This is a genomic window from Vibrio astriarenae, assembly GCF_010587385.1.
In the GTDB taxonomy this organism is placed as follows: Bacteria; Pseudomonadota; Gammaproteobacteria; order Enterobacterales; family Vibrionaceae; genus Vibrio; species Vibrio astriarenae.
Map to the genome: position 1 here is coordinate 1,645,785 of NZ_CP047476.1, position 24,745 is coordinate 1,670,529.

General features: G+C 47.6%; 23 protein-coding genes. 4 read left to right on the forward strand and 19 right to left on the reverse strand.

All coding sequences use genetic code 11. The annotated features are described in order from the left end of the window. Positions 1-49 precede the first annotated feature (49 nt). Entirely contained in the window at positions 50-430 is a 381-nt protein-coding gene (gene gcvH, locus GT360_RS21650; protein WP_164651087.1) for a glycine cleavage system protein GcvH, read from the reverse strand. Positions 431-644: 214 nt separating this feature from the next. Here gcvH and GT360_RS21655 point away from each other — a divergent pair, with 214 nt between their 5' ends. Next, positions 645-1,268 (forward strand): helix-turn-helix domain-containing protein, encoded by a 624-nt coding sequence (locus tag GT360_RS21655; RefSeq protein WP_164651088.1) that lies wholly within the window; start codon positions 645-647, stop codon positions 1,266-1,268. Between the two features lie 223 nt (positions 1,269-1,491). After that, a complete protein-coding gene (gene gcvT / locus GT360_RS21660) occupies positions 1,492-2,622 on the forward strand; it encodes a glycine cleavage system aminomethyltransferase GcvT (RefSeq protein ID WP_164651089.1) in 1,131 nt (376 codons plus the stop codon). 51 nt (positions 2,623-2,673) lie between these two features. Here the strand turns inward: gcvT and GT360_RS21665 are convergent, their stop codons facing one another. From GT360_RS21665 to GT360_RS21690, 6 genes are all read right to left on the reverse strand, one after another. Further along, complete coding sequence (locus tag GT360_RS21665) at positions 2,674-3,567, reverse strand: cation diffusion facilitator family transporter (protein ID WP_164651090.1); 894 nt, start codon at positions 3,565-3,567, stop codon at positions 2,674-2,676. 332 nt (positions 3,568-3,899) lie between these two features. Continuing rightward, positions 3,900-4,253 (reverse strand): RidA family protein, encoded by a 354-nt coding sequence (locus tag GT360_RS21670; RefSeq protein WP_164651091.1) that lies wholly within the window; start codon positions 4,251-4,253, stop codon positions 3,900-3,902. A gap of 132 nt (positions 4,254-4,385) precedes the next feature. Next, the gene (locus GT360_RS21675) at positions 4,386-6,077 is read right to left on the reverse strand and encodes an alkaline phosphatase family protein (protein ID WP_164651092.1); all 1,692 of its coding nucleotides are present in this window, start codon (positions 6,075-6,077) and stop codon (positions 4,386-4,388) included. Between the two features lie 139 nt (positions 6,078-6,216). After that, a complete protein-coding gene (locus GT360_RS21680) occupies positions 6,217-6,597 on the reverse strand; it encodes a hypothetical protein (RefSeq protein WP_164651093.1) in 381 nt (126 codons plus the stop codon). A gap of 135 nt (positions 6,598-6,732) precedes the next feature. Next, entirely contained in the window at positions 6,733-7,743 is a 1,011-nt protein-coding gene (locus GT360_RS21685) for a tetratricopeptide repeat protein (RefSeq protein WP_164651094.1), read from the reverse strand. A gap of 12 nt (positions 7,744-7,755) precedes the next feature. After that, on the reverse strand, positions 7,756-9,084 hold the full coding sequence (locus GT360_RS21690; protein ID WP_164651095.1) for an anaerobic sulfatase maturase: 1,329 nt from the start codon (positions 9,082-9,084) through the stop codon (positions 7,756-7,758). A gap of 144 nt (positions 9,085-9,228) precedes the next feature. On the opposite strand from GT360_RS21690, the gene GT360_RS21695 reads away from it, so the two are divergent. Further along, a complete protein-coding gene (locus tag GT360_RS21695) occupies positions 9,229-10,014 on the forward strand; it encodes a formylglycine-generating enzyme family protein (RefSeq protein WP_164651096.1) in 786 nt (261 codons plus the stop codon). Between the two features lie 5 nt (positions 10,015-10,019). Here the strand turns inward: GT360_RS21695 and GT360_RS21700 are convergent, their stop codons facing one another. The 7 genes from GT360_RS21700 to GT360_RS21730 all read right to left on the reverse strand — a co-directional run bounded on the left by GT360_RS21700 (position 10,020) and on the right by GT360_RS21730 (position 17,499). After that, positions 10,020-10,931: a LysR family transcriptional regulator gene (locus tag GT360_RS21700; RefSeq protein ID WP_164651097.1), complete on the reverse strand. Its 912-nt coding sequence runs from the start codon at positions 10,929-10,931 to the stop codon at positions 10,020-10,022. Between the two features lie 104 nt (positions 10,932-11,035). After that, positions 11,036-12,331, reverse strand: a complete 1,296-nt coding sequence (locus GT360_RS21705) for a BatD family protein (protein ID WP_164651098.1) — start codon at positions 12,329-12,331, stop codon at positions 11,036-11,038. A gap of 4 nt (positions 12,332-12,335) precedes the next feature. Then, positions 12,336-14,027, reverse strand: a complete 1,692-nt coding sequence (locus GT360_RS21710) for a VWA domain-containing protein (protein ID WP_164651099.1) — start codon at positions 14,025-14,027, stop codon at positions 12,336-12,338. After that, positions 14,020-15,057 carry a VWA domain-containing protein gene (locus tag GT360_RS21715; protein WP_164651100.1) on the reverse strand — a complete coding sequence of 346 codons (1,038 nt, stop codon included), beginning with the start codon at positions 15,055-15,057 and terminating at the stop codon, positions 14,020-14,022. The genes GT360_RS21710 and GT360_RS21715 overlap by 8 nt, the downstream gene beginning before the upstream one ends. After that, positions 15,054-15,536, reverse strand: coding sequence for a DUF4381 family protein (locus tag GT360_RS21720; RefSeq protein WP_164651101.1), 483 nt, complete (start codon positions 15,534-15,536; stop codon positions 15,054-15,056). The genes GT360_RS21715 and GT360_RS21720 overlap by 4 nt, the downstream gene beginning before the upstream one ends. Next, entirely contained in the window at positions 15,533-16,498 is a 966-nt protein-coding gene (locus GT360_RS21725) for a DUF58 domain-containing protein (protein ID WP_164651102.1), read from the reverse strand. The genes GT360_RS21720 and GT360_RS21725 overlap by 4 nt, the downstream gene beginning before the upstream one ends. A gap of 11 nt (positions 16,499-16,509) precedes the next feature. Further along, on the reverse strand, positions 16,510-17,499 hold the full coding sequence (locus tag GT360_RS21730; protein ID WP_164651103.1) for an AAA family ATPase: 990 nt from the start codon (positions 17,497-17,499) through the stop codon (positions 16,510-16,512). A 384-nt stretch (positions 17,500-17,883) separates the two neighbouring features. Here GT360_RS21730 and GT360_RS21735 point away from each other — a divergent pair, with 384 nt between their 5' ends. Beyond that, positions 17,884-19,440, forward strand: a complete 1,557-nt coding sequence (locus GT360_RS21735; RefSeq protein ID WP_164651104.1) for an arylsulfatase — start codon at positions 17,884-17,886, stop codon at positions 19,438-19,440. Between the two features lie 138 nt (positions 19,441-19,578). Here GT360_RS21735 and GT360_RS21740 read toward each other — a convergent pair whose 3' ends face one another. The 5 genes from GT360_RS21740 to GT360_RS21760 are packed head-to-tail and all read right to left on the reverse strand — an operon-like array spanning position 19,579 to position 24,727. Continuing rightward, positions 19,579-20,772, reverse strand: a complete 1,194-nt coding sequence (locus GT360_RS21740) for a BatD family protein (protein ID WP_164651105.1) — start codon at positions 20,770-20,772, stop codon at positions 19,579-19,581. Continuing rightward, complete coding sequence (locus GT360_RS21745; protein ID WP_164651106.1) at positions 20,772-22,322, reverse strand: VWA domain-containing protein; 1,551 nt, start codon at positions 22,320-22,322, stop codon at positions 20,772-20,774. Before GT360_RS21745 ends, GT360_RS21740 begins: the two co-directional genes overlap by 1 nt. After that, positions 22,315-23,310 carry a VWA domain-containing protein gene (locus GT360_RS21750; RefSeq protein WP_164651107.1) on the reverse strand — a complete coding sequence of 332 codons (996 nt, stop codon included), beginning with the start codon at positions 23,308-23,310 and terminating at the stop codon, positions 22,315-22,317. Before GT360_RS21750 ends, GT360_RS21745 begins: the two co-directional genes overlap by 8 nt. Next, the gene (locus tag GT360_RS21755) at positions 23,304-23,816 is read right to left on the reverse strand and encodes a DUF4381 family protein (RefSeq protein ID WP_164651108.1); all 513 of its coding nucleotides are present in this window, start codon (positions 23,814-23,816) and stop codon (positions 23,304-23,306) included. Before GT360_RS21755 ends, GT360_RS21750 begins: the two co-directional genes overlap by 7 nt. Continuing rightward, positions 23,813-24,727, reverse strand: coding sequence for a DUF58 domain-containing protein (locus GT360_RS21760; protein ID WP_164651109.1), 915 nt, complete (start codon positions 24,725-24,727; stop codon positions 23,813-23,815). The genes GT360_RS21755 and GT360_RS21760 overlap by 4 nt, the downstream gene beginning before the upstream one ends. Positions 24,728-24,745: the final 18 nt, after the last annotated feature.

Sequence of the window (24,745 nt, forward strand, 5' to 3'; positions counted from 1 at the left end):
CGAGCGCCTCGTATTTGGCTCTGTTGATGGCTGGGCAGCTTAGTGTTCATTATTCGTCTTCGATTGAGTTTAGATACTCTTCAGCATCTTTCAGGTTGTCTAACTCTGCCGCATCGCTGAGTTTCACACGTGCAATCCAACCGCCATCGTAAGGTTCTTCGTTCACTAACTCAGGGCTGTCTTCAAGCTCTTCGTTAACTTCTACGATTTCACCGCTGATTGGTGCATAAATGTCTGATGCCGCTTTCACTGACTCAACCAGAGAGAAGGTATCGCCTGCTTCAATGTCATCCTCTATTTCTGGTAAATCTACAAATACCACATCACCCAACATCTGTTGTGCGTGATCAGAAATACCGATCGTGACCGTGCCATCTCCGTTGTCGCGTACCCATTCGTGGCTATCAGTAAACTTCAGTGTTTTATCCATTTTCTTTGGTCTCCAAAAGAGTCGTTTGTGACTAACATCTCACCAACATACTTGTTGAGCATAAAACATTCAAACAAAATTTCCTATAGGAAACAAAATTGAGACTTCAACTCAAACATGTGCTAGCTTTGCTGAATATTTAAACGGATTTTAGCTGCAAATGAGTGACAGAGCACCTCGTTCTACTCATTTTTAAGGCAACAGGAGTAGAGTTATGGCTGAGGATGTATTCGACGAATACCCATCAATGACGCTAGCGAAGCAAACAGAAGATGAAGCGATAGAACCTCTGCGTTTAGGGGCAAGAATCAAAGCCATTCGTTCGTCATTGAGTTTGACTCTCGAAGAGGCCAGTCAGCGTACAGGCTTGGCGCGTTCTACGCTGAGCAAGATTGAAAATGAGCAGATATCACCAACCTTTCAAGCGATGCAGAAACTCGCACATGGTTTGCAGATAGATATGCCTCAACTCTTTGAGCCACAAAGCAAAAACTTGGCTTCAGGCCGCCGTGATATTACTTTGAAAGGAGAGGGTAAACCCCATCCAACACCCACCTATGAGCACGAGCTTCTCGCGACCCAACTATCTCGAAAAAAGATGATGCCTTTTAAGAGCCAGGTACGCGCTCGAGATATTTCTGAATACCCAGATTGGGTTCGTCACGATGGTGAAGAGTTCCTTCTGATCCTGTCCGGTGAGGTGTGTTTTTACTCAGAGTTTTACGAGCCGCTGCCGTTAGCTGAGGGAGACAGTGTCTATTATGACGCCAGTATGGGGCATATGTTGACCTCGCTCAGTGAAGAAGACGCCCATATTCTGTGGGTGACAGCAAAGTAAAGTGGTGGTGAATGTTTGCTCATGTTTCCTATAGTGTCAGCAAACGTTTGCCTAAAAAATACAATTAACAGTGAGACTACATTCGGGCATTGTATAAATGTCGAGATTGTTAAAATCACGTGTTTGTTGAAATAAACTGGGGATTTTCTCGCTCAACAGAGAGTTTGTGTTCACTATCAGAAACACATCCCCGCATAAGAGATGATTTAGCAAGGAGAGAGTCATGGCTGAGCCAACCAACGAAGCGTTACTGCAAACCCCATTATATCAAGCTCATATTGATGCTGACGCGAAGATGGTGCCGTTTGCAGGCTACGAGATGCCAGTTCAATACCCATTGGGTGTGAAGAAAGAGCACCTACATACTCGTGATTCTGCGGGCTTGTTCGATGTGTCGCATATGGGACAACTGTTATTGAAGGGCAGTGAAGCCGCGGCGTTCATGGAAACACTTGTGCCTGTTGACGTTATTGGGTTGGAAGCAGGTAAACAGCGCTACGCATTTTTTACTAATGAGCAAGGTGGTATTGAGGATGATTTAATGATTGCCAACTTGGGCGATGAGCTGTTTGTTGTCGTCAACGCCGCTTGTAAAGCGCAAGACATCGCACATATTCAAAGTCACTTGCCACAAGGCGTGGAACTTGAAGTTATTGAAGATCGCGCTCTATTGGCTCTTCAAGGACCAAAGGCGGCAGCAGTGCTGGCTCGCTTGGCACCCGTTGTATCTGACATGGTGTTTATGGATGTGGTGCGTACCTCGATTCAAGGTGCCGAGTGTATTGTCTCGCGCAGTGGCTATACTGGGGAAGATGGCTACGAAATCTCAGTACCAGCTGAGCAAGCTGTGCAGCTCGCACAAGCGTTAACGGCTGAGGCAGAAGTGGAGTGGATCGGCCTTGGTGCTCGCGACTCTTTGCGTTTAGAGTGCGGCCTGTGCCTATATGGGCATGATTTGGACACAACGACCACGCCAGTTGAAGCAAGCTTACTTTGGGCGATTCAACCTGTTCGTCGCAAAGGTGGTGAACGTGAAGGTGGTTTCCCTGGTGCTGATGTCATCCTAAATCAGATCGTGACAAAAGATGTTGCGCGCAAGCGTATTGGCTTAGTTGGCCAAACCAAAGCCCCTGTTCGAGAAGGCGCAGAGCTGTTTGATGCGCAGGATAATCTAATTGGTAAAGTCACCAGTGGCACCGCAGGGCCTAATGCTGGCAAGCCGGTGTCGATGGGCTATATAGAGACGTCCTTTGCCTCAGTAGGCACTGAGGTCTTTGCCGAAGTTCGTGGTAAGAAACTTCCGATGACGGTAGAAAAAATGCCGTTTGTTCCTCAGCGTTACTATCGTGGCTGACCAATACGGATTCGGAAATTGACAAAGCGCCTGGGATCAGGCGCTTTGTTGTTAACAGGCAACATTGAGGATAAGATTAAGATCCATCGGCAAAATAGAAAGCCTCTCTTTTAATCGTGCACGGGTCTTTTTCAGCTCTTTAATGTCTAGCTCGTTGTCGTTGGCGTGAACATCAAGTTTTACCAGTAGTTGCTTACCTACTTTGGTTACCGCGACAACTTGAATATCAGACTCCAAGTTTTCATTGATCATCTCGACTTCACGCTCAACTTTCTGTGTCACTTCTTTGCGTGGTGCCATCATTAGTAGCTCACGAAACGCTTGAATTAACATCTCAGAAGGTACTTTCAAGAAATAGAAACCCATGATGAGCATCATTATTGGGTCAGCATAACCTGCGTATTGTGCCATTGAGGTGTTACTCAGGATCAAAGCCACAATAAAACCGAGTGCAACTGCCACACTGATCAGGGTATCCATTTTCCACTGTTTGGTTTCCGCTTCAATAAGTCCCGTTGAACACAGACGTGCTTTTTTCGCAACATACCACCAGCCGAACGCACAGCCAATCACGTTGACGATACCAAAGATAAAGGCGATGCCTGCATCAACGTCTCGACCACCTTCAAGTAACGCAATAACCGCGTTATACAAAGAAGTGACAACCAGGCCGAGGATTACAGCCCCTTTAATCGCGATCACTAAAGGTTCAAGAACCGCTTTACCGAAAGGGAAGGCCTTCATTGCCGGTTTTGCGATAAAGGCAGACACGGCCAGAGAAAGTAGAGTCAGTAGAAGACTGACTAATGAGTAAGCACCGTCAAAAATAATGACAAGTGAGCCAACCAGCCACCCCAACACGACACCCAGAATCGCGAAGCTCAGTGATAGCACTGCAGAGAATTTAAGGGTTTGCTTTTCAAATTGGGTTTGTGAGATAGCCATAATAAGTCATTGGTTGAGAATCTGGGGCTAATGATGGCGATTGCCGACGCGACTCTCAATGATTAAATATGTTTTACTCTCAGTTGGTAACTTCACCACTCGAGTAAAGTCATTATGAATCAGCAGGTTAGTTGACATTGTGTGGTGTCATTAAATTTGACACTGACTGAGGTGAGTTGAGTAAGGTGATAGTGTATCAAAATCTTGAGGATGAAGGACAATGCGCAAGTCATCATGAGCATTGTCCTGAACATGTTGTCGATTGTGCCTTTGGTCAGTGGGCTCTAAAAATGTAATTTAGAACGTTACTAAAGTCGTGACAGCCACGAAAGTTACTTGCGCGTTACCGCAGCAATCACTGAAATCTCAACCAGCAGCTCTTCACGAGCCATTGATGCTTCAACACATGCGCGAGCGGGGGCATGACCTTCAGGAATCCAGTTGTCCCATACCGCATTCATTTCAGCAAAATCATCCATCGTTTTAATGTAGATCGTTGCTGACAAAATAGACTCACGGTCTGAGCCATAGTTGTTCAGTAACTCATCGACTTTTTCAAGCATGGTGGCGGTTTGCTCTGTGATGTCTTTGGTTGAGTCTTTGGCAACTTGACCACAAAGGTAAATGGTATCGTTATGAATCACAGCGCGGCTCATGCGCTGTTTCATCTCTTTTCTTTCAATCATGACGGCTAATCTTTGTGTTGAGTGGATGACTTTATCATCGTTGAACGAGTCTCGTGTCGGTATTGAAGTATCCAATGGCCGTACACGTTAAGGCGCTTAGCCTATCACAACGTACAGCCAGCACGAACACGTTTACTCAATCACTTCGTTCAGCACTTCCCCTGCCGAGCCTGTCGGGAAGGTAATTCTCAAGTACTGCGAAATGGTTGGCGCAATATAATAAGGCGTCACTTCACGGCTAATACGTTGACCCTCAATATTCATACCCGCGAAGATCACCGGTACAAACGTATCATAGCGCCATGGCGAACCATGCACGGAGGCGACCTTCAAGCCGTCAAAGTCGTTGATGTAGACGTTTGGTTCGTAAACGATGTAGATGTCGCCCGAACGAATTGGGTGATGGTTATTGGTGACAAGTTGATTGATACGCGTATCTGCCAATTGGCCTTTCATGATGTCAGTTGCTGTTATGGCTTGGTTGATACCGTTGATGTTCTCAAGCAAGCGAGCAATATACGCCTGAACCTCTGCTAAATTGTAGCCCTTCGCTCCAATTAGCTCATGGTTGAGGTATAGGTATGGGTCGGCATACTGGCGAACCACGTCTTCACCGAGGCCAAAGCGCTTTTCAACCGCCTCAAACACGCCGGATTGCTTCATTTTTTCGATGCCGAAGTAGTCGGCTTTGTTGCCACCAAGCGCATTCACGTAACCAGGAACGTCGGGAGCACCATGATCAGCAGATAAAACGATCAAGGTATTTTCTAGGCCGACAGTTTTATCAACATGGGCGAATAGGTCAGCGAGAGTGCGGTCTAGACGAATCAGGTTGTCTTCCGCTTCGATGCTTGAAGGGCCGTACATGTGAATAACGTAATCTGTTGCCGAGAAACTGACGGACAGATAATCAGGGTAGTCACCTTGCCCTAACTTCTCAGCATCAATCACTTCTTTGGCGAAATCAGCAACAATCTCATCACCCGCCGGACTTAAGCTCAGAAGTGTCGTAAAGTATGGGAAACTTGCTGGGCCGTATGGGTGTGGGAAGCTGCGACTGAAGTTTGCAAGATCGATTTTGTATTCCACATCACCATCGCCTGCGAAGAGATACTTCTCTTGCGGTAGCGATAGTTCCCAACGTTTGCTTCCATATTGCTGGGTAAACCCTTTGGCGTTCCATTCGTCTACCCAAGTTGGGTTCGCGTCATAGTAGTAATCGCTAGTCACAAACGCATTGGCGGATTTAGAGAACCAGAATGCTTTGCCGAGCTCACCGCCCAGCGAGACTGCCCCACGGTCTTTAAATGAGACGGAAAACGCGCGAGATTGACCGTGATAAGCCTTGACGATCTCATCACCAATGGTAGAGGTGTGAATGTTTGCAGGTGAGCGACCATCGCCTTGAGCAGCGCGCTGCGTCGAGTCGATCTCGGTTGATTGATCGACGTCAGCACCGCTGGCTAATAGGTTGTAGTTGGCATCTTCAATGTTGTAGACCACGCGCTCTTGTGTGCGGTCATACCATAGGTTACCCACCATGCCGTTGACTGCGGGTGGCGCACCCGTCGCGAGGGCTGCGTGGCCCACAATCGTTTCTGTATTGGAATGCTGGTAGTGAGCATTGGTATAGTGGATACCGTCATTGAGAAGCAGGTTAAAACCACCTTCACCAAAGTTGTGTTTGAAACGATCTGGGAGATCACCACGCAGGGCATCAACAGTGACCTGAAGAATCAGCTTTGGTTGGGCTTGCTCTGCCATCACGGCATGCGATGAGAGCATGACACTGAGTGCGAGGGTACTGACAGCAAGGTTTTTCATATTGTTATTCCATTATTTGACGTTGCTATTGTCCGAGAGGACGTATTTTTTAATGTGTTGGTATATAAAACATATTAGATTGATCCGAGTAAATTGCCGCTTATTCGTACTATAAACAACCATTACCAATCAGTGCGTCTCAGTCGATAGTTTGGCGAATATAGTCGCGGGCTAGGTCTTCTGCTCGTGTGCTGGTTATCCAGCATTTTGCCTCTGTGATATCGCCATCATCTTCACGGGTGTACATATTGGACACCGAATAGGGGGGGTAGATAACAATAGAGTCTATCGCGACAGCGGTTTCATCAGCGTCGAAGCCCACACAGCGCGCTTTAACTGCTTCTGTGTGGGAGACTTTGATACGCCAGTGGATATCTGAAAGTGGTTGAATACGCTCGCCGGTAATGACAATCGGTTGGTTTGATTGCTGCTCTTTTGCTTGCGGTGTTTTCGCCGTTTGTGCGAAGACACTTGAACAGGTTAGAGCAGCAAGCAGCAATGTGATTTTGACAAATTTCATAGTAAACACTCTCTCAGATTAGCTGACAAATCACTTTGAACATTACGCGCTTCATCATTAGAGATTAACTAGGAATTTCCCTAATTTACACTTCAGAGACGATCAAGCCCAAGCAGGACTTGGGCTTTGTGAGTGCTAGTTCGACATTTGAGCTTGAAGCTGCTCAATCACAAAAGGCGGTGCTTGCTGTGATAGGGCATCAAGACACACTTGGCTGTTATCGTGGTCGCTGCGAATATAGATATCGCAAAGGGCGTAAAGGTGCTCCGAAGACCCTGACAGCATATACGCTGTCTCAAACGACGCTACTGAGTTATCCAAGTTTATTGGCTCTTGCAATACCCCATTTAAGTACCAGTAATAGCTATTTTCCGGCTTGAGTTGCGTTGCTTTCTCCATCTCGCCTGCTGCTAAGTCGCGGCTGTCTAGTCGTACGAGTGCAAGCGATTTGGCATAGTGAAAGTCTCCATTCTCAGGAATGGTTAAGATAGCTTGGTCGAGTATCTCTACGGCTTTTTGATCTTTATGCTGCGCTCGATAGTTATCAGACAAGTTGAGCCATAAGTCTGCGCGTTGTGGATCTTGCTCAAGTAGCTTTTTATACTTCACTTCCGCGTTAGCGTAATCTCCCGTCCAGCGCAGAACATCTGCTAGTAACAATTGAGAGTCGAGATCATCTTGAGTGGGCAGAAACTCTTTGAGCTCAGTAATTGTGGCGCGCATGTCCGCTTTTTGCTGATCATCAAGTTGTGAATAGCCAGAGATAAGACTCATTACTGCTGAGAGGCGTACGGACTTCACTTCATCATTGAGTAGTGGCGATAGCATCGTCCAACGATGCTCCAGTTGGTAAGGTGCTGCGCCGATCACTGCCGCTTCACGAAGCACTGGGCTTTCGTCTTTTAGCGCTCGGGCTACCGCAACCAGCCCATTTTGACTCGGTTGTTGACCCAGTGCTCTGAGGGCTGCGGCACGCTCCTCATCGCTCAGGCGAACATCTTGCGCCTGGTAAGAGAGCTGCGACATATCTTTAGGAGCATCTTGTGCAACTACCGTTTCTGCACGCAGCGGGCCTTGCGCTGTGGGCGTTGCCATTGCGCTCAAAGACAAGAGTGTCACTAAAAGGCATAGAGTGAATTTTTTCATCGGTTCACCTGTTTAGAATTTGGTTTGATAGCTTGGCGCCATTTGGGCTTGATAGTGCTTGCGCATCTCGGCATCACTGTACTTGCCATGCGCAACGGGGTGACCTGTCTTTCTCAAGATATAAGCCATCGACTTGTCGACATGTGAGAAGAATTTATGCCATCCTGCACATAAGTAGTTCAGGCCCTCTTCGCCGTTTCTGGTCTTTATAAAGCGGTTTTTTGGACACTCGCCGTGACACGCAAACTTATAATCACAGCCTTGGCACTGGCTTGTCAGAGTGCGAGACTTACCAAAGCCAAACTCTTGTTGTTTTGGTCCATAGGCCATGTCGTCGAGCTTCTGGTGATGAATGTTACCAATTTTGTACTCTGGGTAGACATAGTGGTCACAGGTGAACACATCACCGTTTGGTTCCATCGCCAAGCCTTTGCCACACAGGTCACTGAGCGTGCACAATGGGTTGCGGCGACCCATCCACGCCTCTAGGCTGGCTTCAAAATACTGAACAAACACTTTACCAAGGTCGTTTCGCACCCACTCATCAAAGATCGCGATAAGGAAATTACCCCAAGCTTGGTCTGATACACACCACGGCTCAACCACAGAGTTAGCATTGCCCGGAATAAGGCGTTTATCGCCTTGTTTTGGTTGTTCTTCTGGCTGCCACTTTTGTGGCGCCGTTGTGCGGAAGGTTTTCTGTTCCACAATCGGGATAAACTGCATTTGTGGAGAGCGAACCTCATCACGCAGAAAGCGATACATTTCAAGCGGGTTTTGACTGGTGAGGTTGTTGACACACGTTAGTGTCGCGAATTTAACTTGATGCTTGTGCAGCAACTCTACCGCTTCCATCACTTGCTTGAAGGTGCCCTTACCTGCACGGTTGGTGCGATAAGCATTGTGCAGCATTTCGGGGCCATCGATGCTTAGGCCAACGAGGAAGTTGTTTTTAGCAAGGAACGCACACCACTTGTCATTGAGCAAGGTGCCGTTGGTTTGCAGATCATTGGAGATTTGAATCCCCTCTGGCTGATATTTTTTTTGCAGTTCGACTATGCGTTCAAAATACTCAAGACCGAGCATGGTTGGCTCGCCACCTTGCCATGAGAAGATGATTTCAGGGGTGTTCTGCGCCTCAATGTATTGACGAACATACGCCTCAAGCATGTCATCATCCATTTTAGGCGAGCAACCTTTTTTATACTCAAGCAAGTCCTGCTTACTGAGGTAATAGCAGTAGGTGCAGTCAATATTACAGGCAGCGCCGATCGGTTTCGCCATGACATGAAGGCGCTTTGAGGCTTTGCCTTTGAACTGTGGACCTTGAGATAGGAGCATAGATAAACCCTTTAAAACTGTTAACGCTAGCATCATAAGCTTTAGAGGGGCAGAGCGCGCCTTATACGGGATATAACCAATTGTTATGGGGAGAACTGGTAATCTTGTCCCTTCTGATTACTCATCGAAATATGAGGCTTGATTATGCTTTCTTATCACAAGATATTGCTCCCAGGAGCATTATTGATGTCCATCGCTTTAACCGGGTGTGCGACCAAACCTGAACACCCGATTGCAGCCTCGATCAACAGCCAAATGGTGTTGGTTGAAGGTGGTCATTATATTCGTGGTTCGGACGCCAAAGAGGCGACAACCGTTGAGCGACCAGCGCGTGAAGTGACGGTAGATAGCTTTTACATTGCACAGTTTGAAGTGACTCAAGAGCTGTTCCATAGTGTGATGGGCTCATCGATGAGCTTTTTCCAAGAAGATCCAATGACACCTGTGAATAACTTGAGCTGGCAGCATGCGGTTTACTTTGTCGAGCAGCTCAATGAGTTGACTGGTGAAAACTATCGTTTGCCAACGGAAGCAGAGTGGGAGTTTGCCGCTAAGGGGGGGAATAAGAGCCAAGGGTATCGCTATGCTGGTTCAGACAATATCGAGGATGTAGCTTGGTATGCCGGCAACTCTAACAATCGTGCCCAGCCTGTTGGACAAAAGCTACCGAATGAGTTGGGGCTGTATGATATGACCGGTAATGTTGGAGAGTTTGTAATCGATTCATTCGACGATACTTTCTATCGATTTGGGCCGACAAATAATCCAGCCAACATTAAAGACGAAGCGAGTCATCTTGCACACAAGACCGTGCGCGGTGGAAGTTTTGCTTATGAGCCTGAACTGTCTGAGAACTACCGTCGAGATTTTGCTTCTCAATCGATTTTAATGTCCGATATGGGGCTGCGTTTGGCCAAAGATGCCAAATAACGCCGCTAAATAAATTCTAAGTCTTTTGCACAGCTGCGGATCTGGGCTCTCAACCACAGATGCGCAGCATCGTGGTTTCGGCTCGGGTGCCAAATTGAGCAGACATTTTGTGCTGAGATTTCGAAAGGAACGTCATGCACTTGGAAGCCATATAGGCGCTCACACTCTTGCGCCATAATACTTGGCACTAGCGAGATGCAGTCTGAAATAGCAATCACTGGAATAGCTTCAAGTAGCCCAGGTGCACTGTAGATGACTTTACGATTCTCGAGCTCCGTGACGCCAAGGTCGGTTAATATGTGGCGACGGTTGTGCCAGCGTGAAATCGCCACATGCTCCTCTTGATTAAACTGCTCTTTTGTCAGCTCGCCCGGTTTGATTCTCGGATGGTCTCCGCGACAACACGCCTTAAATGTTCCCCTTAATACCACTTCAGTTTTCAGCGTTGTTCTACCTTGTGGCTCGAGATCGAGCACTAAATCGTACTTACCAAGCCTGAGGTCTGACTCATAGTCTTCAGCAAACAAAGGATGAATATCGAGCGAGATATTGGGGGCGATCTTGTGAATTCTAGCAAACACTGCCGGCATCAGGTGGTATGAGATAGAAGACAAACACGCAATGGACAAAACACGGTTAGACTTTTCAGCGGCGAAATCACGCGAGGAAATCAATGTAGATTTGTAATTTTGCAGTGCAGCCGCCATTGCTGGGTAGATATCGACGGAAAAACCGGTCGGTTCGACGCCAGCCGTTGAGCGGTTAAATAGTGGATCTTGATAAATATCACGTAGGCGAGATAACGCTTTACTAACGGCAGGCTGGCTAATCTCTAAGCGCGTGGCAGCTTTCGAGAGGCTTTGCTCCTCATAGATAGCTACGAAGATAGGGATTAGGTTCAACTCATTATTTTTCATAAAAAAACTCACTATTGCCGCAGCGTGTACTGTCGGCAATAGTAACAGGTAAGATATTCTCAAGTAACCTTAAATGTGTAACTTGAAGATAGAACTATCACACTTTAGTAACGCTTTTCTAATGAGGGTAGCGCTTTTGGTATTACCCGAGTGAACCTGCTCTTTTTAGCCTTAGTTTCTTGAGTTTTCAGCCATGCAGACTTAGCAACCACTGCCGCTATATCTTTGGTTTGTATGGCTTCACTTTCGGTTTGCCACGTTTGTTCCGTTGATACCTGTTTTAATGTATCGCTATCGTGATTAAGCCTTGCTCGAACATATAGTATCTTCCTTATCTGTTGTGACTGTTTTCTGGTTATCGCTAAAGCAAACTCCACCCATGTTGGTAGAGGATGGGTTTGGTAGTAGCGATAGCTGGTCAAAATTAGCAATATCAAAGCGCCCAAAATGAGGCCAGTCATAGCGATGATTTGCCAATATGCAGATAAGAAAGAGGTAAAAGTGTGGGAGACCTCAAGGCTTAACCCTGCGATAACCATTGATTCCAGCTCACCTGTTTGCGTATTCCACCATTGGACTCGGTATTCAGGCAGTACAATTTTGCCGCCTTGCTGGAGCAGATACGTTTGTTGCTCGGTACGAGTCGAGTAATAGCGCCCGCGCATCTGAGCGTCATCGAGTTGATTGGTGGTGATATAGCGTTGGAACGCTTTGGTTGAGTGTGTCGGTAGAACACTTGGTAGTAAAACTGAGAGTGAGTTTTCAGCTTTTAACGTCAGCGTACGGGTAACACTATCACCCACTTTAAAGCGCTTAGTCTCAGAGTCTTGATATGTAATCTGCCAATCCTGCTCTATCGTTGCGTTTGACGCTGAGAACCAGTTGCTTGTCTGGGTGAGCCGTGGGCTAGGAAGGTGAACAGCAAATAATTGAGGCGCGGCATACAAGGTGGCATAGCGCGATCCCCCTTCGGATGAGGAAAAGGCGACATCCACTTTCGTTGGAGGAATGCTGACTTGACCACTGTTGATAGGGTAAATAGTCAACTCCCATCGCTGCTTGGCCCACGTTTGCCCATTGCGTCTTTCTGTCAGGTTGGTGGCAAATTGGTTACGCTGCATAATGATGGCATTGCTCACTTCAGGCAGCTCTATTTGAGTCCCTCCGGTGAACCACCTCGGTGTGGCGACTTCAATCACCATAATCACTTGCTGCTTTTGGGCAACGTCTAGCGTTTGCGAGTTATCGTGATCGCTCTGACCCTCTGTTTTGAGCCAAGATCGAATTTCAATCTCAGGGTGTTTTTGTGATGTCGGCGCTAAATCGCCACTTCCAGCAAAACTACTGAATGACAAAGCAAAGCTGAGACCCCAAAGCAGAAAGTTTTTGAATATGCGCATTGGGTTACTCCTTGTCATTGTTATTCAAGTCGAGCTGATCTGACTCTAGCTGCAAATAGAACTTGTTTTGTAAGAACAAACTTGGGTCAGACTCAATACGGTCAAGCCAACGCTTGGCGAGCTCTTCGCTGCCTAAAATCTCATTTGCATTTAAGGTCTCACTCATCAGCAGCTCTTGCACAACCTCTTCCTCAGCCCCTTCACTTGTCTGAGGGTTATCTCCCAGTTCGATAGACTCCTCTGGCTTTTCAGAGATGCTGTTTCTTTGGCTTTCACTGTAACGCTCGATCTCTTCGATGATAGCGTTCACTGCAGCCAAGTTTTGCTTTGCCGTCACGTGAATATTGGGATCTAATTCTTCCTTGCTTAAGAGACTTTCAAATAGTTGACGCGTTGCCAGGTATTCACGCTGACGCGCCAATGCCATGCCAGCATAGAGCAAGGCAAGATCTTGGTCGGCCTCAATGAAGGCAGCCTGCGCTTGTAGGTAGTCGCGGCCATAGTAGTAGGCCACGCCACGATAAAGAGGGTCTTCAAATTGTAAAGCCGCCTCTAGATATCGTCCTTGGTCAAACAGGCGCTGCCCTTGCTGATCCCGAGTAAACCATAAATCCCACCAAAACTGTTTTAACTCTGAAGGCGGGGAGGGAAGTTCGCTATGTGTTTTTGTCTCTAACTCGTTCTCGGCAGCAACGACATTATGGCTAAGCAATAGGCTCGGTGTAACCAGACAAGCCACAATGGCCCACTGCACTAGCCATCCCTTTCTAAACCAAAGTAAGGTGAACAGAACGATCGGTAGCAACAGAGCATAGCCCATATCTTTCCAAGGCATTGTGCTGTCACCGTTGAGCTGCATATTACGTTCAATGAGGCGTTCAATTTGCTTGATGTCGCTGTTGTCGATCGATAACTCCACTAGATTGCCATTGGCGCTGCGAGCAAGTCGTCCCAGATCCTCAAAACCAGTAGGGTTAGAGGAGTTGGAGCTTCTATTGCCGATAGCCAATATGACTAGCGAGTTTGAGGTGCGGTTGAAATAGTCAGCAACCCTATCAATATCATTCGCATTGACACCATCAGAGAACAAAACCACACTGCCGCCTGAATCAGGGGAGAGGAGTGACTCAATAACGGGAAGGGTGCTTGCCAGCGATTTACCCGCGACAGGCATCACTTGCGGCTCAATGGCTTGCAAAAATGGCGTGAGAATTGCGCCGTCTTGTGTCATTGGCATGGCAATGTGTGCGCTGCCAGCGTAAGCAATGAGAGCGTTGTTGCCGCCGCCACGTAGTTTAATCAGATCGGTGATCTTGTGTTTAGCACGCTCTAATCGCGTCGGTGGTACATCGGTTTGTGTCATTGAGCTGCTGACGTCTAGAACAAACACGACTTGAGCTTTATCTTCACCAAAGGGTGAGGCCTCTCGTTGCCATGTTGGGCCGGAGCAAGTAATGATCGCAAGGCCCAACATTAGGCCAAGTATCTTCAGTGGCAGCTGACTTTGCCAGCCACTGTCGTGCAGGGTTAACGCTTGTTTGAGATGCGAAGGAATGGACTGCTGCCAGTCATTATTATCTACCTTCTCCCATTGCGAGTAGATCAGAAGAGCGGCAGGGATGAAAGCGAGCAGCCACAGCGGACGAATGAAATGGAACTGGGTAAAAAATAGCTGCCAGTTTTGCCAATCAAACATGGTTGCCCTCCTTGCTCAATGTCGTTTGACTTGAAGTGGCTCTGCGCCTTTTTCTTTGGATGGTCGCGACAGTGAAAGCGCTTAAGTAGATGATGATTACTATGCCAAGTAGATGCGAGTGCAGGCTGATTTTTGGCCAGTGAGTTTGGCTCTCATACAGCTGCGGCTCGAGTTGATTGATCATCTCATAAGCAGCCAGCAGCTCTTCTCGGTTCAGGGCTGCAAAGGCTTCCCCACCTGTCAGGCTAGCGACTTGATGAATTACTGCCATATCGAGGGCTTGTTCACCTACAGTGGTTGGGTCACCCATGGCGATGATGTGCATTTTAATCTCTTTTGCGGCAGCGACTTTTGCTGCTTCTATCGGCTCTACAAAGCTGCCGGTATCATTACCATCAGTGAGAATGATCGCCACTTTCTCTTGTTGGTTTGTGCCGTGTTCAAACGCTTTGATGGCGAGTCCGAGCGCATCGCCGAGGTGCGTGCTGGGTCCTGCCATAGCGACATCGGTTTGTTGCAGTAAGTTGAGCCATGCAGCATGGTCCGCAGTAAACGGCGTTTGAACGAAAGCCGCATCACCGAAAAGGATCAGCCCGAGGCGATCCCCTTCACGTAAAGCAACGAATTCATTGAGTACCATTTTTGCCGCGTCGAGACGGTGAATCTTCTCCCCATTAGGTTGCTGGAAATCTCTTTCGCCCATTGAGCCTGAGAGATCAAGTACAATCATAATATCCCGTCCCTCAAGTTGGCGGGTTTCTGGCTCACCGAGAACGGTGGGCTGCGTGAGCGCCGTGACAATCAATACCCAGCTAACAAGCAGTGTTCCTCGCTGCCACCATTTTGGCGTCAGCAAGCTTGCCCCTTTTTGTGGCGTTTCACCAAGCGCATCAATGATGAGCTGAAAAAAGGGTATTTTAATCACTGATTGCTGCGTCTGATACGCGGGGGCTAGCCACGCGATGAGCGCTGGCGCTGGCAGCAAGAGGAACCACAATGGGTACACAAATTCGATATTCCACCACGTCATAGAGAAGCTACCTCATGTTGCTTTAACCAATCTAGGCAGTAGTGTTTGAGTTGCTGTTTCTCTGAATCACTGAGATGTACATGACAACTCACCAAGCTCAATGTCCAGCGTTGCTGAAGCGGCTGAGGGAGAGATAGCGAGTGGTAGCTGTCTAGGGTTTGAAAAAAGGGCGAGCCGAACGCCGTGCTGTTGCCCGGAGAAAGGTAGTTTAGTACGACCTTCATGATGGTAAACAGCTCTCTAGGGAACTGTTCATTTTCTAGCGAGAGTGACTCTATGGCTTGTTTGGCCTCACTGCGGTATCGGTTGTGATACCAGATAGTCAGGCGAGCATACATGCCATAGGCGAGCAGAGCGAGGGCAATCGCCCCTAAGATCTGCCAGCCTAGTGTTTGTGGGTACCAAGAGATCGGTTGTAACACTTCTACGTCTTGGAAATAACGCAGAATATAGGTACTCGGCGGCTGGTGGATAGTCATGCATGTCCTCCTGCGCATTGGGTAAACTGTCGGATGTGCTCACCATCGGTTGTCAACTCGATCAACGGCAGCTTTTTGCTGCTCAACAAGCGACTTAAGTTTTGTGCTCTTGATTGTGCTCGGGATGAAAAAGACTGGTTGATCAGTTGACGCTGCTTTTCACTATCGAGGCTAATTTGATAGTCGCCATCTCCGACTTTCCACTGTGTCTCAATCAACTGTGAGGGCAGTGCTTGTTCAACAGGGTCAGTGATGGTGATGGGGATAATGTCGTTATTGCGTTGCAGTGCGTGTAAACGATCAATGTCAGTTTCCGTCATGTCGCTTAAATCACTAAGGATGAATATCGTGTTACCGCTACTGCCTAGACGTGAGAGCTGCTGCAGTAGGTCACTAAACGAAGGAACACGGGTGTTGGAAGGCCGAGCGTTCAAGGTAAGGTTGCTTTTTGATAGCTTTTTAAGAAACGCGAGAAAGCCACCTTGATTGCGAGTGGCTTTGCCTTTTTGGATTCCATGATCGGTAATGATGAAGCTTGAGACGCGATCGCTCTCCCTTAGAGCTCTCCAACCGATCAGCGCTGCAACTTCGGCAGCGATGACCGATTTCATTACCTCAATCGAGGCAAAGAACATCGAGCTACGTTGGTCCACACACAGGATGACGTTGCGATCTTTCTCTTCACTGTATCCGCGAACGTGCGGTTTACCGGTTCTTAGGGTAACCTTCCAATCTAGGTTGCGAATGTCATCACCCAATTGGTAATGGCGTAGCTCTTCAAAATTGAGTCCACGACCACGTAGCTTGGAGGTGTGGCGACCATCTAACGGTGTGCCGATCTTGGCATTCGGCAGCAGGTTAAATGACGTCGCGTGAGCTTGCATCCGCACCAGTTGTGCGTAGTCACAATGTAGCCTGGGATCATGGGCTAAACTCAGTGGTGCTCTAGTAGGTTTAATCATGGCTGGCCCTACTAACCGATCAATACATGATCAAGCAACTCATTCACAACATCGGTTTGAGTCACGCCGTCAGCCAGCGCATCGTAAGAAAGGGTAATACGGTGGCCCAGGACCATTTGCGCGACAGCGCGAATGTCATCAGGCAGCACAAAGTCACGTCCTTCCAGCCACGCGTTGGCTCTTGCACACTTGTCGAGTGCAATGGAGGCCCTTGGGCTGACTCCGACTTCAATCCATGCAGCAAGCTTGGTGTCTGGATAGGCTTCAGGGGATCGGGTTGCCATAATCAGTGCTACCAAGTAGTCTTCGCACAGATCGGAAATCTCCACTTGGGATACCTGCTCACGGGCCAATAGCACCAGGTCTGGTGTGATGGTTTGCAGTTGTGACGAATCCGTCGACGTTTTTCCAAGCTCTTCCGAGCGAACTAAACGAATGATCTCTTTCTCTGCTTCGGCATCTGGGTAGCTCACATTGACCTTGAGCATAAAGCGGTCCATTTGTGCCTCAGGCAGTGGGTAAGTGCCTTCTTGCTCTACCGGGTTTTGTGTGGCGAGCACCATAAATAGGTCTGGCAGAGCGTGGGTTTCTCCGCCAACCGTAATGGTGTATTCCGCCATGGCTTCGAGCAGAGCTGCTTGTACTTTAGCGGGTGCACGGTTGATTTCATCTGCCAATACAAGGTTGTTAAAGATGGGTCCAGGCTGGAAATTGAGCTGCGGTTTTCCGTCCAACTCTTGATAAGTCTCTGTCCCCGTCACGTCGGATGGCAGCAGGTCAGGTGTAAACTGAATACGAGCAAACTCAGCACTTAATGCCTCTGCTAATGATTTGACAGCTCTTGTCTTTGCGGTGCCAGGCAGTCCCTCAAGTAAGATATGCCCCTTGGTTAACAAACCAATCGTTAAAGCTTTAACTACATGAGCTTGTCCAACAACTTGAGTTGAAACTTGTTGTGTAATCACCTTAAACGCGTGTTGAGCATCTGTAGAAAGAGTCATAGCCATACCTAAACCAACAATAAATAAGGCACTAATTCTATCTAAATTAAGAATAACCTTTGGTTATACTCGGTATCACTGAATAGATAGATCGTCCAAATATCATCACTTTTTCTATGGATAATTCCCGTCAGTGCTAAGTTTGGCTTTGTGTGTATAGGTTGCTCAAGATTGGGCAGTGATAGCGTAAAGTGGATTGCCGTCACACTATTTCTTTGAATAACTTTTGGTTATATCCCTTATAAGCAGTTTTACCCCTTGAGTTACGTTTAAATATTGAAGAATTCAAGGCCGCCTCAAAGTGGAGTTTTCAATACTTAAATTGAGAACCTCCGTTGTCGGGCACTTTGTTCCATTTCTAATAAACGTCTTTTCGGAGTCAATATGGCAAATGTACTAAGCAAAGTCGCGGTTAGCGTCGGTGCACTAGTAACAGCGGGTGCGGCAGCAGCAGCTGATAAACCAAATATCCTCGCTATTTGGGGTGATGATATCGGTATCTTTAACATCGGTGCTTACAACCACGGCATGATGGGATACGAAACACCAAATATCGACCGTATCGCAAATGAAGGTGCAATCTTTACTGACCACTACGGTCAGCAATCTTGTACCGCGGGCCGTGCTGCATTTCTAACAGGTCAAGAACCTTTCCGTACAGGTCTATTGACGATTGGTATGCCGGGATCAGACCACGGTATCCCTGATTGGGCGCCAACCATTGCAGACCTGCTTAAAGAGCAAGGCTACATGACCGCTCAGTTCGGTAAAAACCACATGGGTGACCAAGATAAGCACCTACCGACTGCGCACGGTTTTGATGAGTTCTTCGGTAACCTTTACCACTTGAACGCAGAAGAAGAGCCAGAGACGTACTACTACCCACAAGATCCTGAGTTTAAAAAACGCTTTGGCCCTCGTGGTGTTATCAAGTCAACGGCTGATGGCAAGATTGAAGACACTGGTCCTATGACGCGTAAGCGCATGGAAACGGCGGACGAAGAGTTCCTAGAGTCATCACTAGACTTCATGGAACGTGCAGTTAAAGCGGATAAACCATTCTTCATCTGGCATAACACAACGCGTATGCACGTTTGGACGCGTCTACAAGAGAAGTACCAAGGTGCTTCAGGCGTTTCTATCTACGCTGACGGTATGCTAGAGCACGATGATCACGTTGGTGTGCTTCTAGACAAACTGGACGAGCTAGGTGTGGCTGATAATACTATCGTTATCTACTCAACCGATAACGGCGCAGAAACAGCAACATGGCCTGATGGCGGTGCGACTTTCTTCCACGGTGAGAAGGGCACAACATGGGAAGGCGGTTTCCGTGTACCTCAGCTTGTTCGTTGGCCTGGCGTTATCGAACCAGGCACTAAGATCAACGACATGATGTCTCACAAAGACTGGATCCCAACGCTTCTAGCTGCAGCAGGTGACGATAAAGTTGTTGAGAAACTGAAGTCTGAAAAAGGCGCTCGTTACAACGGTAAGCAATGGCGTGTTCACCTAGATGGCTACAACTTCCTACCTTTCTTCGAAGGTAAAGCGGAAGAAGGTCCACGTAACGGTCTACTGTACTTCTCTGCGAACGCTGAGCTAGATGCAGTTCGTACTGATGACTTCAAAGTTCAGTTTGCTCACATGGAAGGTAACATCTCTGATGGTGTTCGTTTCCAAACGAACTGGCCGTCAATCGTTCACCTACGTGCTGACCCATTCGAGAAAGCACCACACGAATCTGGCATGTACATCCGTTGGATGGCAGACAACATGTGGCTATTCGTTCCAGTTGCAGGTCAAATCAATGAGTTCCTAGCAACCGTTCCTGATTACCCATTCCAGGCTAGCCAAGTGCTAAACCCAGGTATGTTTAACCAGAACGTGATGATGCTACAAGGTCGTCTACATCAACTAGAAGCTGCTGTTGCTAAGTAATTAAGCATTATTGTCAACAGAAGCCCGCTGAAGTTCAGCGGGCTTTTTTATGCATGAACAACAGAAGCAACTGAAGTAGTTTAAGTGTCCTTAAGATATTCGAAACCGTATACCTCGAAGGTAATGACTGACCAAAACTCAGTCATGATTCAAAGGTTTTAGCCGATACCTCGCGGCCCATCGATTTTGAACTTGTAAAAGAATGAGCTTACAAGTTTGAAACCTTTCAATATTCACTCCATCTTGTTCCGTAGACACGTAATCGTGAGCGAGCACATCATAAACTCTTTGATGAGATAACCAGCGATATAAGTGTTTCTTAGCGGTTGGTTGTGAGCTAGTGGCAACCAATATTGCAGTTTTTATTGCTTGATAATCTTCGTGTGAACTTAGTTGGCTGACTCTACTGCGTAACAGCTTAAAACGCAGGGTAAGTGCAGCTCTGCAATTGACGGTGACACCGATGATTAACAACCCCAAAAATAGAAGCCATTGATTGTCCTCTAGCCACTGCTTTGACTCTAACATCATGATTTCTAGGCGCTGTGAGAGTGGCAAAGGCGGCGCCGGGGCTACGGTGACCTCTATCGCCTTCAAATCGAGTGTTTTAACCTGTTGTGTGTTGCTATCCCACCACTCTAGATGCACTGGCGGGAGAGTGTAGTTCCCTTTTTGCTCAAAGCGGTAGTGGTAATCGGTGGTTCTTGAACCAGAGAGTTCCGAGCGATTGGTGATTGTGTTGGTGGCGCTATAGCCGGTTCGCAGTTCGACATGTTCGATTTGGGTCAATGGGGGTAAGTCGTTGATGAAATGTCCTGGCAGATCGTTCACTTCCAATTTGATGGAACGTGTGACAACACCACCAGCGGTAATATCAACATCGGTGGCTGTTTGTGATAGAGCGACCTTGCTTGAGACGATTTTTCCTCTCGACTCAATGGGCAGTTTCGCGACTGAGAAGGTCTTGGGCTGGCTATTGATAGTGATAGCGTTTTCGCCTCTTCCCACCTGAATGGTTGCTGATGGCAGGGTGAAGTCACCGTCTGAAGAGGGATAGATATCGAAACGTAGCACGGCCTGTGCGAGGGTTTGGTTGCCTTGCTGAAAAGAGCCGTATTGCCAAAAGTTTGAAGTTTGCTCGATGAACAAACCTTTGGCAGTGACTGGTTCAAGGTGGATGACGCCAGCAATAGCCTCATCATTGAGCAGTTGGAGGTAGATGGTGTGTCTTTGACGTTCTTGAAAGTCTACACCATCCACCAACCAGTGAGCTTGCCAGGTTGCTAGGGCGTGAGTAGAAAAGAGTGTAAGAATGAGAATCATCAAGCGCATTACGGCTGCACCTCACTGGCTTTTTGTAACTGGATAGCGAACTTATTGCGTAAAAACACTTCCGGGTTAGACTTCACTTGCTCTAACCAAATTTTAGTTAGGTGCTCTTCTGCCATCAGATCGGCACTGTTGATGACTTCCACTTTATCTTCTGGCTCTTCAATCTGCATATCTTCTTCTAAGGTTGAGATGACATCGGCAGTCATATCCTCACCTGCGGTGCCTTGCCCTTGGGCGCGAGCAGCCATCAAATCAAATATCTCATCAAGCAGGGCAAGGTTTGCAAGGGTCTGAGGGTGTTGCGGTGCTAATTCAAGCACTTGCTCGAACCAGTGTTGGGCAGAGCGAAAACGTTGAATATTGAGGTAGCTCAATGCGACATTGAAACGTTTGTCGATAGAGTCTGGCTGATTGTTTAGCATGGTGAGCGCCCACTCCCACTGCTTGTTTTTCATTAACGCTCGAATCTTCCACTCACTATCAATAAAGCTGTTGGCGGCGCATTGATAGTTTCCTCTGTTGTAGAACCATTGCCCTTGCTGGTCTGGTGTCATGAGGAGGTTCATCCACAACGTATCGCAATCTACGGATTGGCTCCCAGCACTGGCTTGAGTGGGAGTTGGTGTCAGTGACGCCCCCAATAATACGCAGATTAGAAAACTTGGAATCCAGCGTATGCTCCAACCGCGTCGAAACCACAGTAGACTCAGTAGTAGAGTCGGAAAAACAAGGAAGTAGCCTGCCTCTTGCCACTGTATTTCTTCATTAAGAGGGTCGAAGTAGCGAAACCCATCAACCCAACGGACGATGGAGCGTATATCACTGTTATCCGGCGTATTTTGAAGGTACGTCGCTCCACGGGGGGTACTGATGCTTTGTGCGTAGCCAAATTTCCAAAACAGCAACTGGTGCTCAGTGTTGGATACGAATTCATCGATTGCTTGATGGGCTCTGTTGTCGAGACTATCGGAGATCACGATGACACTACCTGGAAGACCCAAAGCGGCGTCATCCGTAATGAGCGACAGTACGGACGCGAGATCTTTGCCTTGCCTTGGCACAATATTGCTCGAAAGCGCTGATAGATAGAGCTCTAGCACTTCTCTATCTTCTGTTGGTGGAATCAACATATGGCTGCTGCCTGCATAGACATAAGCACCGATAACCCCATCGGTTTTCTCACTGAGAAAGTCGGCCAACTTGATTTTGCTGTTCTCAAGGCGATTAGGCGCGATATCAGACTCGGTCATTGAGCGGGATAGGTCGATAACAAAATAGATTGGCGACTGGTTTTTAGTATGAGAATCCGGCTCAGGCTGCCAAGTCGGGCCTGCCGATATCACCGCCAACAGGCTCAACATCCAAGGCAGTATATTTTGCGGATTGAACCAGGTCCCTGATTTCTGCCCAGCCGCCAAATGCGCTTGCAGATGTGAGGCGATAGGCAGTGCCTGTTCGGCTTCCTTTCTCGCTTTGAGATAACGAAAGAGTACCAATATTGGAAGCAATAGAAGCAGCAGCCAAGGTCGAATAAAGTGAAACTCAGCCATGCTGCGCTCCTTGTCTTAACTTGTGGCGATGTTGGCCAATGACAAACATCAAACAGATCAAATTGAGGGAGAGTGAGAGTAGTAGTGGCCAGTAAAACAGTTCAGTTTTAGGGCGTAAGGTATAGCTATCAAACAGTTGCGCCTCTCGTTGATTTAAGGTGGCATAGACGGTCGCAAGATCTTCACCATTGAGGGCTTCAAAAACCTGACCATCTGTGTAGTCGGCGATACGGTTGAGCATGTCTAAATCAATACCGTCTTCACCCACATTCGTCGCATCACCAATGGCGATAGGGTAGATGGTTATGCCGTGGTCACCTGCAAATTTAGCCGCATCCAGCGGAGGAAACTTGCTAGTGGTATCGCGACCATCAGTGAGTAGGAGTAATACTCGGTTCTCGGACTGCGTTTGTGAAAAGTGGTTTACCGCAACACCAATGGCATCACCTAGGGCAGTACCAGCGCCAGCCATTCTTACATCCATCTCGCTAAGTAGTTGACGTATTATCGAAAAATCTTCGGTAAATGGGGCTTGTAGGTACGCGTCATCACCAAAGGCAATCAGACCAATGCGATCGCCTTGACGCTGTGATAAGAAGTCATCGAGCAGTAGTTTCACACCATCAATGCGTCTAACACTATCTCCTTCTGTGGTTACAAAGTCCGTTGCTTCCATCGATCCCGAGAGATCAATGGCGACCATCATTTCGCGACCACTTTTTTCGATAGTGATCGGCGCACCAAGCCATATAGGCTTAGTTGCTGCAATAACCAGCGATAGGTAAGTAAGTGCGACTAAACAACGTTGCCAGCGAAGTGGAGAGAGCACGAGGGCGCCTTTACTCGCCTGTGTGCCAGTGATATCGAGATATTTTTGGAACAAACTAAAACGCAACGCTGTTTCTTGAGTGGTGTGCTTTGGTGCCATAACAACCATAAATGGCACGATGAGCAGAAGAAACAGCCAGGGATAAGTGAAGTTCAGCATACGTTATCTGCTCTTTTGTGTTTGGCGCTCTGGCGCGTTATTTCACTGAACCACGACAGAGTGAGGATATGCATTTCGTCGGTGTAATCAGGGGTGCGTTGATACGACGAGCTCATTAGCTGCAATAAAATGGCCTTGGACAGTGAACGTTCGCTATGGGTAATAATAAAATCAGCAAACTCATCCGTTGTTAGTGTCGCAACGTTGGCTAGTGGCCAGTGTTGGTGGGCTGTTTGTTTCATTAGTTGGGCAATTGCCGCACCATCTTGTTGGGTATCAAGTAATAGGTATCGCTGCCATGCTTCTCTTAGATAGGTATTTTTAAGGTAGCGATGGTAGCGCACAATGAAGTAGCCTAAGGTCGACAAGAGGGCGATGCTAAATAGTATTTTCCATGCAAGGGTTTGAGGTAGCCAAAAGACAGCGGTGGGAGTATCCATCCACTGTGCTCGGTGTATCAGGTGGCTACCAAATTCAACAATTTGGCCTTGATGTGGTGTTGTCACTGGTTTCCCCTTTTGCAACGCGATTGCATTTGAGCCCATGTCTCTTGATGAGTGGTAAAGTTCAAGAGTGGCAAGCGGTGCTTGTCACAGTGTGCTTTGAGCTGTTGTTTCTCTTCGGCAACATGCTCTTCAAACTGTGCTTTGTCTGTGAGTTGGTGTTTCTTGACTTCTACCTGTAATTCTTGATTACCAAAGAGCACATCGTGCGTGGGAAGTTTCTCTTCTAAAGGGTCATTGATGGAAAAACCAATCAAACTGTTGTGCTTTGCAAGAGCATCTAGGTAGCGCGAGGCATGACTAGATGCATAATCATGAAAATCACTGATGATGAAACATTGGCTGTTTCGTAAGCCAAGATTGTTGAGCGTCTCTAAGCCGTCAGCTAGGGATACGGATTTTGGTTTCAAACTGGGCAGTTTCCCCGCCTCTTGCACTAATGTATTGAGTATTGATAACAGCGCTTTTTCACCGCGTCTGCACGGAATAGTAATGATTCCTTGTGCGGTCAAAACTACGGCCCCCAGTCGGTCGCCATCGCGAATAATGCCCCCGGATATAATGGCGGCAACCTCACTTGCTATTGCAGATTTCATGCTGCCATCAGAGGCAAAGAACATGGTGTTTCTCAGGTCGATCAATAGGGCAATTTGCTTGTCATTCTCTTCGGCGTACACTCGCAGGTAGGGCTGCCCAGTACGTTGAGTGACTTTCCAATCAATACAACGTACATCATCACCCGGATAGTAGTGACGGAGCTCTACAAAGTCTAAGCCTCTGCCTCGCTGATGGCTGCGATGCTTACCTGTCAGTGGAGTAAGGCGCTGATAGGGTGGATGCCAGGCCAAGGTTTTGCCTAGCTGGCTGAGGTGCCCCAGTCCATCAATGTTGGGGTAGATTCTTGAATCACTCATAGAGAACACTCGTTTGAA

What these genes read in the sequence shown, in the direction of transcription:
- GT360_RS21715 (WP_164651100.1), bottom strand. Translation starts at nt 15,057, where the DNA reads ATGACGTGGTGGAATATCGAATTTGTGTACCCATTGTGGTTCCTCTTG.
- GT360_RS21725 (WP_164651102.1), bottom strand. Translation starts at nt 16,498, where the DNA reads ATGATTAAACCTACTAGAGCACCACTGAGTTTAGCCCATGATCCCAGG.
- GT360_RS21760 (WP_164651109.1), bottom strand. Translation starts at nt 24,727, where the DNA reads ATGAGTGATTCAAGAATCTACCCCAACATTGATGGACTGGGGCACCTC.
- GT360_RS21730 (WP_164651103.1), bottom strand. Translation starts at nt 17,499, where the DNA reads ATGACTCTTTCTACAGATGCTCAACACGCGTTTAAGGTGATTACACAA.
- gcvT (WP_164651089.1), top strand. Translation starts at nt 1,492, where the DNA reads ATGGCTGAGCCAACCAACGAAGCGTTACTGCAAACCCCATTATATCAA.
- GT360_RS21710 (WP_164651099.1), bottom strand. Translation starts at nt 14,027, where the DNA reads ATGTTTGATTGGCAAAACTGGCAGCTATTTTTTACCCAGTTCCATTTC.
- GT360_RS21675 (WP_164651092.1), bottom strand. Translation starts at nt 6,077, where the DNA reads ATGAAAAACCTTGCTGTCAGTACCCTCGCACTCAGTGTCATGCTCTCA.
- GT360_RS21750 (WP_164651107.1), bottom strand. Translation starts at nt 23,310, where the DNA reads ATGCTGAACTTCACTTATCCCTGGCTGTTTCTTCTGCTCATCGTGCCA.
- GT360_RS21655 (WP_164651088.1), top strand. Translation starts at nt 645, where the DNA reads ATGGCTGAGGATGTATTCGACGAATACCCATCAATGACGCTAGCGAAG.
- GT360_RS21745 (WP_164651106.1), bottom strand. Translation starts at nt 22,322, where the DNA reads ATGGCTGAGTTTCACTTTATTCGACCTTGGCTGCTGCTTCTATTGCTT.
- GT360_RS21735 (WP_164651104.1), top strand. Translation starts at nt 17,884, where the DNA reads ATGGCAAATGTACTAAGCAAAGTCGCGGTTAGCGTCGGTGCACTAGTA.
- GT360_RS21740 (WP_164651105.1), bottom strand. Translation starts at nt 20,772, where the DNA reads ATGCGCTTGATGATTCTCATTCTTACACTCTTTTCTACTCACGCCCTA.
- GT360_RS21670 (WP_164651091.1), bottom strand. Translation starts at nt 4,253, where the DNA reads ATGATTGAAAGAAAAGAGATGAAACAGCGCATGAGCCGCGCTGTGATT.
- GT360_RS21705 (WP_164651098.1), bottom strand. Translation starts at nt 12,331, where the DNA reads ATGCGCATATTCAAAAACTTTCTGCTTTGGGGTCTCAGCTTTGCTTTG.
- GT360_RS21695 (WP_164651096.1), top strand. Translation starts at nt 9,229, where the DNA reads ATGCTTTCTTATCACAAGATATTGCTCCCAGGAGCATTATTGATGTCC.
- GT360_RS21720 (WP_164651101.1), bottom strand. Translation starts at nt 15,536, where the DNA reads ATGACTATCCACCAGCCGCCGAGTACCTATATTCTGCGTTATTTCCAA.
- gcvH (WP_164651087.1), bottom strand. Translation starts at nt 430, where the DNA reads ATGGATAAAACACTGAAGTTTACTGATAGCCACGAATGGGTACGCGAC.
- GT360_RS21685 (WP_164651094.1), bottom strand. Translation starts at nt 7,743, where the DNA reads ATGAAAAAATTCACTCTATGCCTTTTAGTGACACTCTTGTCTTTGAGC.
- GT360_RS21690 (WP_164651095.1), bottom strand. Translation starts at nt 9,084, where the DNA reads ATGCTCCTATCTCAAGGTCCACAGTTCAAAGGCAAAGCCTCAAAGCGC.
- GT360_RS21700 (WP_164651097.1), bottom strand. Translation starts at nt 10,931, where the DNA reads ATGAAAAATAATGAGTTGAACCTAATCCCTATCTTCGTAGCTATCTAT.
- GT360_RS21665 (WP_164651090.1), bottom strand. Translation starts at nt 3,567, where the DNA reads ATGGCTATCTCACAAACCCAATTTGAAAAGCAAACCCTTAAATTCTCT.
- GT360_RS21680 (WP_164651093.1), bottom strand. Translation starts at nt 6,597, where the DNA reads ATGAAATTTGTCAAAATCACATTGCTGCTTGCTGCTCTAACCTGTTCA.